Annotated in this window: 12 protein-coding genes and 1 pseudogene; 11 read left to right on the forward strand and 2 right to left on the reverse strand. The window is 63.5% G+C overall.

Translation table 11 applies throughout. The features are described 5' to 3' along the window. Positions 1 to 250 (forward strand): annotated as a pseudogene (locus ASE71_RS36900) (hypothetical protein); the annotation flags it as partial. Here ASE71_RS36900 and ASE71_RS11310 read toward each other — a convergent pair. Next, complete coding sequence (locus tag ASE71_RS11310) at positions 247 to 576, reverse strand: YciI family protein (protein WP_060518110.1); 330 nt, start codon at positions 574 to 576, stop codon at positions 247 to 249. The pseudogene ASE71_RS36900 and the gene ASE71_RS11310 sit on opposite strands and share 4 nt — an antisense overlap. Positions 577 to 727: 151 nt before the next feature. Here ASE71_RS11310 and ASE71_RS11315 point away from each other — a divergent pair, with 151 nt between their 5' ends. From ASE71_RS11315 to chrA, 4 genes are all read left to right on the forward strand, one after another. Then, complete coding sequence (locus ASE71_RS11315; protein WP_034799696.1) at positions 728 to 994, forward strand: hypothetical protein; 267 nt, start codon at positions 728 to 730, stop codon at positions 992 to 994. Positions 995 to 1,184: 190 nt separating this feature from the next. Then, the gene (locus tag ASE71_RS11320) at positions 1,185 to 1,943 is read left to right on the forward strand and encodes an alpha/beta hydrolase (protein WP_060518111.1); all 759 of its coding nucleotides are present in this window, start codon (positions 1,185 to 1,187) and stop codon (positions 1,941 to 1,943) included. Positions 1,944 to 2,229: 286 nt separating this feature from the next. After that, the gene (locus ASE71_RS11325) at positions 2,230 to 3,051 is read left to right on the forward strand and encodes a chromate resistance protein ChrB domain-containing protein (protein WP_060518112.1); all 822 of its coding nucleotides are present in this window, start codon (positions 2,230 to 2,232) and stop codon (positions 3,049 to 3,051) included. A 1-nt stretch (position 3,052) separates the two neighbouring features. Beyond that, positions 3,053 to 4,459, forward strand: coding sequence for a chromate efflux transporter (chrA, locus tag ASE71_RS11330; protein ID WP_060518113.1), 1,407 nt, complete (start codon positions 3,053 to 3,055; stop codon positions 4,457 to 4,459). A 15-nt stretch (positions 4,460 to 4,474) separates the two neighbouring features. Here chrA and ASE71_RS35745 read toward each other — a convergent pair whose 3' ends face one another. After that, positions 4,475 to 4,669 carry a hypothetical protein gene (locus ASE71_RS35745; protein ID WP_060518114.1) on the reverse strand — a complete coding sequence of 65 codons (195 nt, stop codon included), beginning with the start codon at positions 4,667 to 4,669 and terminating at the stop codon, positions 4,475 to 4,477. Between the two features lie 237 nt (positions 4,670 to 4,906). Here ASE71_RS35745 and ASE71_RS11335 point away from each other — a divergent pair, with 237 nt between their 5' ends. The 6 genes from ASE71_RS11335 (at position 4,907) to ASE71_RS11360 (ending at position 10,440) form a co-directional block, all read left to right on the forward strand. Further along, positions 4,907 to 5,935, forward strand: coding sequence for an NAD(P)H-dependent flavin oxidoreductase (locus ASE71_RS11335; protein ID WP_060518116.1), 1,029 nt, complete (start codon positions 4,907 to 4,909; stop codon positions 5,933 to 5,935). A 107-nt stretch (positions 5,936 to 6,042) separates the two neighbouring features. Then, positions 6,043 to 6,975: a LysR family transcriptional regulator gene (locus ASE71_RS11340; protein ID WP_060518118.1), complete on the forward strand. Its 933-nt coding sequence runs from the start codon at positions 6,043 to 6,045 to the stop codon at positions 6,973 to 6,975. A gap of 143 nt (positions 6,976 to 7,118) precedes the next feature. Then, positions 7,119 to 7,832, forward strand: a complete 714-nt coding sequence (locus ASE71_RS11345; protein WP_034799680.1) for an SDR family NAD(P)-dependent oxidoreductase — start codon at positions 7,119 to 7,121, stop codon at positions 7,830 to 7,832. A 64-nt stretch (positions 7,833 to 7,896) separates the two neighbouring features. Continuing rightward, positions 7,897 to 8,136: a tautomerase family protein gene (locus ASE71_RS11350; protein ID WP_034799678.1), complete on the forward strand. Its 240-nt coding sequence runs from the start codon at positions 7,897 to 7,899 to the stop codon at positions 8,134 to 8,136. A gap of 238 nt (positions 8,137 to 8,374) precedes the next feature. Beyond that, positions 8,375 to 9,115, forward strand: coding sequence for a response regulator (locus ASE71_RS11355; protein ID WP_034799675.1), 741 nt, complete (start codon positions 8,375 to 8,377; stop codon positions 9,113 to 9,115). After that, positions 9,112 to 10,440: a sensor histidine kinase gene (locus ASE71_RS11360; RefSeq protein ID WP_060518122.1), complete on the forward strand. Its 1,329-nt coding sequence runs from the start codon at positions 9,112 to 9,114 to the stop codon at positions 10,438 to 10,440. Before ASE71_RS11355 ends, ASE71_RS11360 begins: the two co-directional genes overlap by 4 nt. The last annotated feature ends 144 nt before the right edge of the window (positions 10,441 to 10,584 follow it).

The raw sequence follows: 10,584 nt of genomic DNA on the forward strand, positions 1-10,584 counted from the left end.
TGCCGGCACCCGTCATCTCGAACTCGACCTTGGCCGCAACCATCCGCATGTCGAGATCGAACTCTCGCCCGAGCGCGCCGCTGCCGGCGACCACAGCCGCATCGCCTTCCGACCGACAAAGTGGAAGATCTTCAGGGAAGGTCGACCGGAGATGAAGATCGCGCCGGCCGGAGCCACGGAATCCCAGCGCCAGACGGCCGATGAGGCGGAATCCATGCTCGCCGCTCAGGTCTCCTGGGCGACTCCCTAGGGAAGTTTAAGCGGCCAGACTTCGACCACGCCGTGAGCAACGGCGCAGGGTGTCTGCGAAACCAGGGCGATGGCTTCGTCGAGATCGGCCGCCTCGATCACCGCGAAACCGGCCACCGGCAACGGGGATGACAGGAACGGACCATTCTTGGTTTCGACCCGCGCCGCATCCGCATTGCGCACCTGCACGGGCGCGCCGGCAATCCCCATCAACACGCCATCGGCCTGAAGTCGTGCATCATGCGCATGCGCCGCATCGCGCACCACTGCCGCCGTGCGATCGTAGCCGGCGCGATCGCCGTATCCGATGGTGATGAATTTCGGCATGAACCTCTTCCTTCAAGTTGCCAGAGAAAAAACGCGCCTACCTCTGACGGGCTAATTGACAGCCCGGCCTTCAGGCCGTTCCGTTGAAGGAACGCGGATGCGCCGGGAAAGTTGCGACGCCGGTGCACAGCGTCAAAAGAGGGAGGATCCGATGCCGACCATCATCGCCCATCACAACATTACCAAAGGCGCCGATCACTGGCTGAAATCGCCGAGACGCAAGGAACTCTTCGGCGCGCTCGGCATCACCAACATCCGGACCTTCGTCGACCCAAAGGACCCGACGCGCGTGGCCGTCATGATGGATGTTCCCGATATTGGCGCCCTCTCGCAGGCGATGCAAAGCCAGGCTGCGGTGGACGCCATGGCCTATGACGGGGTTGTGCCGTCATCGCTTGTGATCCTGGTTGAATCGTAGCGCGCCTTCGCGCGGTGTGCCTCTGTACCTTGCCACGCAGGGTGAAAGACCGCGCTTCGGCCTCTCGCCATGGCGTCGAGATTGAGCCGCTACAATGCGGTACATATTGCGGCGAAGACCGACACATCCGGGATACCTCGCCTGAACAGATTGCGATCGTTGCCTCACGAACAGAAGAAGGAACGATCGCATGAACCACCGCATCCTCCCGACCATCGCGCTTGCCTTGGCGACAAGCGTCGTCGCTTTCGCAGCGCAAGCAGCCGAGATCAAGAACATCGTCATCGTTCACGGCGCTTTTGCCGACGGTTCCGGCTGGAGAGAAGCCTCCGAAATCCTCGGGCGCCGCGGCTTCAACGTGACCGTCGTCCAGGAGCCGCTGACGTCGCTCGGCGCGGACATCGAGGCGACGAACCGCATCCTCGATCTCCAGGATGGCCCGACCCTGCTCGTCGGCCACAGCTATGGCGGCATGGTCATCACCGAGGCCGGACACCATAGCAAGGTCGAAGGCCTGGTCTATGTGGCCGCCTTTCAGCCCGACAAGGGCGAAAACCTTGCAACGCTCGCCGGATCGAAACCTGCGGCCGCCATGAGCGTGCGCGAAACCCCGGACGGCAAGTATCTCTATCTCGACCCAAAGGCATTTCCGGCCGACTTCGCCGCCGATTTGCCTGCGGCGGAGGCGGCCTTTGCGGCGAAATCGCAGGTCCTTGCCGCCAAGGAGGTCTTCGCCGCCAAGGTCGGCGACCCCGCCTGGCGCACCAAGAAAAGCTGGTCGATCGTCGCGACCGATGACCGCGCCATCAACCCGGACCTGGAGAGAAGCATGGCCAAGCGCGCCGGCAGCCAGGTGACCGAAATCAAGGCCAGCCACGTTGTCTTTGCGTCGCAACCGGAGAAGGTTGCGGGCGTCATCGAGGCCGCAGCCAACGAGGCCGGCAAATAGCCCGAATGCCGTCCTCCGCGACCTGAGTGTGACCTTCGGCACTCAGGTCGCTTCCTTGACGGTAACCGAGATCTGCCGCCAAAGACCTGTAACAATCCTTCGGTAGTTTGCCTCGGATCACGCCTCAGCGCGAAGCGCTTTCGCCATGTCCCGTAAGTCGCCGCCGAAGCGCGGCTTGACAGCGTGCGGCCAACGGCGGCAAACTTTGCTGATGGGGGTGCGATCACCCCATGAGGCGCCAGCCGAAGCATCGCGTCCATAGAACCGCTCATCCGGAGGACGCGTCATGTCGTCGTATCTCGAAATATCATCGGAAAAACTCGCTCGCCTCATCGGCACGCCGAACTGTCCCGCGCTGATCGACGTTCGCGTCGACGAGGACTTCGACGCCGATCCACGTCTCGTCCCGGGATCCGTCCGGCGCGACTATCGCACTGTGCAGGACTGGACACACGACGTCGACAAAGCGTCGGCGATCGTCATCTGCCAGCAGGGCAAGAAGCTCAGCCACGGCGTTGCCGCCTGGCTGCGCAATGCCGGCATCTCCGCCGATGTGCTCGAAGGCGGGTTCGAGGCGTGGGTCGAAGGCGGCAGCCCCGCCGTGCCGTCTTCGGCTCTACCGGAACGGAACGCCCAAGGGCACACGGTCTGGGTCACCCGGGCGCGGCCGAAGATCGACCGCATCGCCTGCCCCTGGCTGATCCGGCGCTTCGTCGATCCGCATGCCGTTTTCCTTTACGTAGCGCCGTCGGAAGTGGAGATGGTCGGCGAGCGCTTCCGGGCGACACCGTTCGACATCGACGCGCCCGTGCGCTGGAGCCACCGCGGCGAGCGCTGCACCTTCGACGTCATGGTCGAGGAATTCGGGCTTGCCACGGCCCCGTTGCTGCGGCTCGCCACGATCGTGCGTGCTGCCGATACCGCCCGCCTGGAACTCGCGCCGGAGGCATCGGGCCTGCTTGCCGCCTCGCTCGGGCTCTCGCGCATGTATGCGGACGATCTGGAACAACTGGACGCCGGCATACTGCTCTACGACGCCTTCTATCGCTGGTGCCGGGATGCTACCAACGAGACCCACAACTGGCCCTCGGCCAAGAAGGACGCCTGAGATGACCGACATCGCAGACAGGGCCGCGCCGGGACCGGCGCGGCAACGGGAAAGCCACGGCATCTCCTTCGGCGAAGCGGTGCGGGTCTGGGCGCGGATTGCGGCGTTGAGCTTCGGCGGGCCGGCTGGGCAGATCGCCGTCATGCACCGCATCCTGGTCGATGAAAAGCGCTGGATCGGCGAACACCGTTTCCTGCACGCGCTCAACTACTGCATGCTTCTGCCGGGACCCGAGGCGCAACAGCTTGCCGTCTATATCGGCTGGCTCCTGCATCGCACCGCCGGCGGCCTTGTCGCCGGCATCCTCTTCGTGCTTCCGGGGTTCCTCGCGATCCTGGGCCTGAGCTACATCTACGCCGCCTTCGGCAATGTCACGGTCGTCGAGGGCCTTTTCTTCGGTCTGAAGGCCGCGGTGCTCGCGGTCGTCGTTCAGGCCGTCTTCCGCATCGGCGGGCGAGCACTGAAGAACAAGGTGATGATCGGCATTGCCGCAGCCGCCTTCATCGCCATCTTCGTTTTCCGGGTCCCCTTCCCGCTCATCATTCTTGCAGCCGGGGTGCTTGGCTACATCGGTGCACGTTCCGGCTCGGATTTCTTTCGCATCGGCGGAGGCCACAAGGCCGGCACGGGTCCGGTACTCAAGGACGAAGACTCCGTGCTCGGCGACGAAATTCCCGCGCATGCGCGCCCGAACCTCGCCTGGTCGCTGCGGATCTCGGCGATCCTGCTTGCCCTGTGGCTGGTGCCGCTGGCGTTGCTCGTCGCCATTCTCGGCACGGGCAACGTCTTCAGCCAGATTGGCCTCTTCTTCAGCCAGATGGCGGTGGTCACCTTCGGTGGCGCCTATGCCGTACTTGCCTATGTCGCCCAAGAAGCGGTGCAGCACTACGGCTGGCTGAAGCCGGGCGAGATGCTCGACGGGCTCGGCATGGCCGAGACGACGCCTGGGCCGCTGATCATGGTCGTCCAGTTCGTCGGCTTCATGGGTGCTTATCGCGATCCCGGCGCGCTTTCCCCCATGGCGGCCGCGACCCTCGGAGCGATGCTGACGACCTGGGTCACCTTCGTTCCCTGCTTTCTATGGATCTTCCTGGGCGCGCCCTTCATCGAGCGGCTGCGCAACAACGTCGCGCTGACCGGCGCCATGTCGGCGATCACCGCCGCTGTCGTCGGGGTCATCCTCAACCTTGCGGTCTGGTTTGGCCTGCACACGCTGTTTGCCGAAGTCGCCCCCTGGACGCTCGGGCCGTTGGCGCTCGATATTCCGGTCCTAGGGTCGCTGGTGTTGCCGTCTCTGCTGCTGACGCTCGCGGCCGGCGTGGCGATCTTCCGCTTCAATGTGTCGGTCATAACCACGCTGCTTGCCTGCGCGCTCGCCGGCATGGCCTGGACGCTGGCAACGAACTGAGGGCGGAGCCGGCGCTCAGTCGTCGTAGACAGATTGCGGCAGGTGAAATCCCTCCGGCAATTGCGATCCGTATTGGCGCTCTTCCGGTGGCGGCGGCGGAGGCTCTCGGTGCTTAATTGCGCGAGCCGCAAGCACGGCCTTCAGCTGCACGGGCCGGTAGTGTTCGACAAGGCTCGGAAGTGTCTCTTGCTTGTCCGTCTGTCGCGACATCGCGGGCTCCTTGGAAAGGTCTCTCGCCACCGAGCGACAGTGCCAGTCAACCGACTGTGTTGCAACAGTTGCCGCGCGATCGACGGTCCCGAGGGGCCCGTCGCCTCCGCCATACCTGCCGCGAGCGACCCACAAGATATTCGGGTAAACTGTGGCGCCTGCCCTTGCGTCCGTAACCGCTCACCCTACCTCTGCAGCGCTGCCAGATGGCAGGCAACGCGCAGCGAGGACACGACTATGCAAGGCACCCTTTCGAAACTCGGCCTGAGACATCCCCTGATCGTCGCGCCGATGGCCGGAGGTCCTTCGTCGCCGGCGCTCGTGGCAGCCTCTTCCGCCGCCGGCGCGCTCGGCTCGATCGGCGCGGCCTATTCGAGCCCGCCGGCGATCGCAGAGTTCGCCCAGGCCGTGCGTGCCCGAACAGATTGTCCCTTCGCCATAAACCTCTTCATCCAGCATCCGCAGCCGAAGGTCGACGCCGCGGCGCTCGAGCGCGCCCGGCGCGCGACGGCGGGATACCGCGTCGAACTCGGCCTGCCCACGCCGGAATTTGCAGCGCCCTACGAAGAGGATTTCGACGCGCAGTTCGAGGCGGTGCTGCGGGCAAAGCCTGCGGCGCTGAGCTTCGTCTTTGGCGTTCTGCCCGCCGAGCACATGCGCGCTGCTCGTGACGCAGGAATGCTGATCATCGGCACGGCAACGACGCCCGAGGAAACTCTGGCGCTCGAAGAGAGCGGCGTCGATGCCATCACGCTGCAGGGATACGAGGCCGGCGGGCATCGGGGCATCTTCGACCCGTCCGCGGAAGACAGCGAAATCGGCCTTGAAGACCTGCTCGCCTGGAGCCTGGGAAAGGTCAAGGTACCGCTCATCGCCGCGGGGGGGATCATGACGGGTTCCGACATCCAAGCCGTTCTCGCAAAAGGCGCCAGCGCCGTGCAGATGGGTACGGCCTTCCTCGCGACCGCCGAAGCTGGGACGTCGGCCCCCTATCGCGCGGCGCTAGAGGGCACGGAGCGGAAGACGCGAACGACGCGGGCCTTTTCCGGCCGGTTTGCGCGCGGCGTCGAAAACCGTTTCATGAACGAGGTGGATGCCGCCGCCGTCATGCCCTTTCCGGCCCAGAACAAGTTCACGCGTGACATCAGAGCGGCGTCCACGGCGAAGGGGTCGCCGGACTTTCTGTCCTTGTGGTCGGGAACCGGCAAGGGCGAGCTTTGGCAGGGCTCCGCGTCCGATTTGATCGCTCGCCTCTTTCCGGCGTAGCTCAGAAGTTACAGCACTCTCCTATGCAGTGCTGTCGGCCCTTTACTTCCGCCGTCTTGCAGACGAATTCTTGCTGATTGACGTCATCTTTTGCGAAAGTCGGCAGAATGGATCGTATCGATGCGATGAAGGTCTTTGTCACGGCGATTGACGAAGGCAGCCTTGCGGGTGCGGCCCGTCGGCTGAAGCGATCGCCAACGGCCGTCAGCCGCGCGCTGAACCTGCTCGAAGCCCATGTCGGTGTCGAACTGCTGCACCGGACGACCCGCTCGCTGAAACTCAGTGAAGCGGGCCAGCGCTATGCAGCAGCCTGCCGGCGGGTGCTGGTCGATCTCGAAGAGGCCGATATGCTCGCAGGCGGCGAGCGCGCGGCTCCGCGCGGCACGGTAACGATCTCTTCGCCGCCGATCCTCGGTGAAGAGATGCTGCGCCCGATCCTCGACGACTTCCTCAATCTCTACCCGGCGGTTTCGGCCAGGTTGCTGCTGCTCGACCGCTTCGTGAACCTTGTCGACGAAGGCGTCGATATCGCGCTGCGCATAGGGCACCTCGCGGATTCTTCGCTGATCTCAACACGCATCGGCGGCGATATCAGGCGCGTCGTCGTCGCTTCCCCACGCTATCTCGCCAGTCATCCCCGCATCGACGAGCCGGCAGACCTCGCCAAGCACCAGATCGTCGCCTTCACCAATTTCGGCCTTGATTCCTGGACCTTTACGCCGACCGAAGGTTCGCTGATCCCGCGCACGGTACAGTTCACGCCGCGCTACATCGTCAACAGCGTGCGCGCAGCGGTCGATTCCGCCGTTGCGGGCACCGGCCTTACCCGGCTCTACTCCTACCATGTCGCGCGCCATGTCCACGACGGACAGTTGAAGATCGTGCTGGCCGATGCCGAGCATCCGCCGATGCCGGTTCATCTTCTTGCACCGCAGGGCCGCATGTCGGTTCCCAAAGTTCGCGCCTTCGCGGATTTCGCCTTGCCGCGTCTCAGGACCGAGTTCGCACGCATGGCGATGGAAGCTGGCACGCTTGACTGATTATGCCGAATTTCGGTTTATTGACTGCCGATTGTCGTCAATTCTCGCACAGATCGGATGGGTCTAAATCTGATTGCACCAACGCCGAGGGCGAAGGGACGGGCTGCACGAACGCCCGTTGCAATCGAAGAAGGATCACATCCATGAGCAACGAACAGAAGGTCGCCATCATCACCGGTGCATCGCAGGGTATCGGCGCCGCCCTGGTGCAGGCCTACCGCGATCGCAACTACCGTGTCATCGCCACGTCGCGCTCGATTAGGGAGAGCGCGGATGCGGGCATCCTCGCCGTTGCAGGCGATATCGGAAATCCCGAGACCGCCGAGCGCGTCGTGCGCCAGGGCCTCGAACGGTTCGGCCGCATCGACACCCTGGTCAACAATGCCGGCGTCTTCACCGCCAAGCCGTTCACGGACTTCACCCAGGAAGACTACGACCTGAACATGAGCGTCAATGTCGCCGGCTTCTTCCATATTACCCAGCACGCCGCCCGCGAGATGCTGAAGCAGGGCTCCGGCCACATCGTCAGCATCACCACCAGCCTCGTCAACCAGCCGATCGCCGGCGTGCCCGCCGCGCTTGCCTCCATCACCAAGGGCGGCCTGAATTCGGTAACCCAGGCGCTCGCGATCGAATTCGCGACTTCAGGCGTTCGCGTCAACGCGGTTTCGCCCGGCATCATCAAGACGCCGATGCACGCGCCGGAAACGCATGCGGCGCTTTCGACACTTCACCCGGTCGGACGAATGGGCGAGATCCGCGATATCGTCGACGCAGTTCTCTACCTGGAGGGTGCCGGCTTCGTAACGGGCGAGATCCTGCATGTGGACGGCGGCCAGAACGCCGGACGCTGGTAGGCCCGTAACTCTCCAAACAAACGCGGCAGCTTGGGTGCCATCAAGTTCCAGAAAGGAGACGGCAATGCCGATCGTAACAGTTCAGGTGACCCGCGAGGGCACCACGCCGGAGCGTCAAACGGTGACGGCGGAGGAAAAGGCCGAGATCATCAAAGGCGTCAGCCAAGTGCTGCTCGACGTGCTCAACAAGCCGCTGGAATCGACCTATGTGGTCATCGAGGAAGTCGACCTCGACAATTGGGGCTGGGGCGGCCTGCCCACCGCCCAGTATCGCGCGCAGCTTGCTGCAAAAGCTAAAGCCTGACGCGATCAGCCACAGTTCCCACGACCCGCCGCTTGACAGCAAGCGGCGGGTTTCCTTTGTGAAATTGTGTCGAAATGTATCTGCAGGCGCTTGCATTACATTCGCATGCAAGTCTGGATGTTGCGAACACACCGACGACATATCCAGAGCGTCAACCAGACAGAGCAAGTGGCACAGCCCCCTCGCCCAGAAGCGGCGGCACCATGCGAAGGCCAAACCGACTTGAGGAGTTTGCTCGATGGAGCATATCGACCATGTGCTGATTGTCGACGACGACCGAGAGATCCGGGAACTCGTGTCGAGCTACCTGAAGAAAAACGGCCTGCGCGCGACCGCGGTCGCCGACGGGCGACAGATGCGCAGCTTCCTCGAAGGCGATACCGTCGATCTGATCGTCCTCGACGTGATGATGCCGGGCGACGACGGGTTGGTGCTCAGCCGCGAGCTGCGCGCCGGCAAGCATAAAGCGATCCCGATCATCATGCTGACCGCCCGCTCGGACGAGATGGATCGCATTCTCGGGCTCGAAATGGGTGCCGACGATTATCTCTCCAAGCCATTCTCCGCGCGCGAACTGCTGGCCCGCATCAAGGCCGTGCTTCGGCGCGCGCGCATGCTGCCGCCCAACCTGCAGATTTCGGAGGCCGGGCAGTTGCTGCGCTTCGGCCGTTGGAAGCTCGACACGACGGCGCGGCACCTGATCGATGCTGATGGCACCGTGATCGCGCTGAGCGGAGCGGAGTATCGGCTGCTGAAGGTGTTCATCGACCACCCCCAGCGCGTGCTCAACCGCGACCAGTTGCTCAATCTCACGCAAGGCCGCGAGGCCGATCTCTTCGACCGCTCGATCGACCTGCTCGTCAGCCGGGTCCGCCAGCGACTCGGCGACGACGCCCGCGAGCCGGCCTACATCAAGACGGTGCGCAGCGAAGGCTATGTCTTCTCGGTGCCGATCGAGATCGTGGAGGCGCGCGAATGACCGCGAACGCTGCTGAAAGAGGCTTTCGACTATGGCCGCGCACGCTCAGGGCGCGGCTCTTTGTTATTCTGCTGGCCGGCCTCGCCATCGCACATGTGATGTCGTTCACAGTTCTGTTCTTCGAGCGCTACATGTCAGCCAAGTCTGTCATGTTCAACACGCTCGAAAACGACATAGCGACCTCGATCGCAATCCTCGACCGCCTGCCCGCTAACGAGCGTGCCTCCTGGCTCAATCGCCTCAGCCGCGACAACTACGGCTTCATTCTCGGACCGGGCGTGCCCGGCAACGCGTCGGTCGATCCGGCCACCGCGGAGCTCTCCGCCAACATCCAGCGCGCGACTGGCCCGAAATATCCGGTCACCATCGAGACGATCCCCGGCGATCGCCGCCACGTGCAGGCGCATCTGACATTGAGCGACGGCTCGCCGCTGACGATCGACGTCTATCCCAAGGGGGTAATGCCGCTCGCCGACTGGCTGCCTTACGTGCTGCTGGCGCAACTCGCGCTTCTGCTTTTCTGCAGCTGGTTTGCCATGCGGCAGGCCGTCCGCCCGCTCGTCAACCTTGCCGCAGCGGCCGACACGCTCGACCCAAACCGCAACACGCCGCGGCTCAGTGAGACCGGCCCGACGGAGGTCGCCTATGCGGCAACCGCTTTCAATGCCATGCGCGACCGCATCGCCCAGTATCTTGAAGAACGTGTCCAGATCCTTGCAGCCATTTCCCACGACCTGCAGACGCCGATCACCCGCATGAAGCTGCGCGCGGAAATGGCCGAGGATTTCGCCGATCGGGAGAAGCTGATCCAAGACCTCGGCCAGATCGAAAGCCTGGTGAAAGAAGGCGTTGCCTATGCCCGCAGCGCCCACGGCAATGTCGAGAAATCGACGCGCGTCGACCTCGCCTCATTTATTGAAAGCCTCGTCTACGATTATCAGGACACCGGCAAGTCCGTCAGCGCCAGCGATATCGATGGCGGCACGGTCACAACCCGGCCGCAGGCGCTCAGGCGCATTCTCACCAACCTCGTCGACAACGCGCTCAAATTCGCAGGCAGCGCCGAGATCGAGGCACGGCGGCTTGCTGACGATACGGTGGTTATCAGCGTGCTCGACCGCGGGCCGGGCATCCCGGATGATCAACTGGGCGCCGTTTTGAAACCCTTCGTCCGGCTGGAGGATTCCCGCAATCGCGAGACCGGCGGGACCGGACTTGGTCTCGCCATCGCCCAGCAGTTGGCAGTCTCCATCAACGCGTCTCTGACCTTGCGCAATCGTGACGGCGGCGGCCTTTTGGGCGAGCTGGTGATCCGCCCTCAGTAGAGAGGAGTTTCATAAAACGCCGTATAATGCGATATAAAACAATCGCATATATTATTTTCCTAATGTCACGATTGAGATCAAAAGCTCAAGAAGAATAGGCTTGCCGGGCTCGGCCACGCCCATGGCCGATGCAAAAGAGCGGCG

The sequence above is a fragment of the Ensifer sp. Root954 genome, assembly GCF_001429005.1.
Classification (GTDB): Bacteria; Pseudomonadota; Alphaproteobacteria; order Rhizobiales; family Rhizobiaceae; genus Ensifer; species Ensifer adhaerens.

Coding starts and splice junctions, on each gene's coding strand:
- chrA (WP_060518113.1), top strand. CDS start 3,053: ATGACCGACATCGCAGACAGGGCCGCGCCGGGACCGGCGCGGCAACGG.
- ASE71_RS11360 (WP_060518122.1), top strand. CDS start 9,112: ATGACCGCGAACGCTGCTGAAAGAGGCTTTCGACTATGGCCGCGCACG.
- ASE71_RS11315 (WP_034799696.1), top strand. CDS start 728: ATGCCGACCATCATCGCCCATCACAACATTACCAAAGGCGCCGATCAC.
- ASE71_RS11340 (WP_060518118.1), top strand. CDS start 6,043: ATGGATCGTATCGATGCGATGAAGGTCTTTGTCACGGCGATTGACGAA.
- ASE71_RS11310 (WP_060518110.1), bottom strand. CDS start 576: ATGCCGAAATTCATCACCATCGGATACGGCGATCGCGCCGGCTACGAT.
- ASE71_RS11320 (WP_060518111.1), top strand. CDS start 1,185: ATGAACCACCGCATCCTCCCGACCATCGCGCTTGCCTTGGCGACAAGC.
- ASE71_RS11325 (WP_060518112.1), top strand. CDS start 2,230: ATGTCGTCGTATCTCGAAATATCATCGGAAAAACTCGCTCGCCTCATC.
- ASE71_RS11355 (WP_034799675.1), top strand. CDS start 8,375: ATGGAGCATATCGACCATGTGCTGATTGTCGACGACGACCGAGAGATC.
- ASE71_RS11350 (WP_034799678.1), top strand. CDS start 7,897: ATGCCGATCGTAACAGTTCAGGTGACCCGCGAGGGCACCACGCCGGAG.
- ASE71_RS11335 (WP_060518116.1), top strand. CDS start 4,907: ATGCAAGGCACCCTTTCGAAACTCGGCCTGAGACATCCCCTGATCGTC.
- ASE71_RS35745 (WP_060518114.1), bottom strand. CDS start 4,669: ATGTCGCGACAGACGGACAAGCAAGAGACACTTCCGAGCCTTGTCGAA.
- ASE71_RS11345 (WP_034799680.1), top strand. CDS start 7,119: ATGAGCAACGAACAGAAGGTCGCCATCATCACCGGTGCATCGCAGGGT.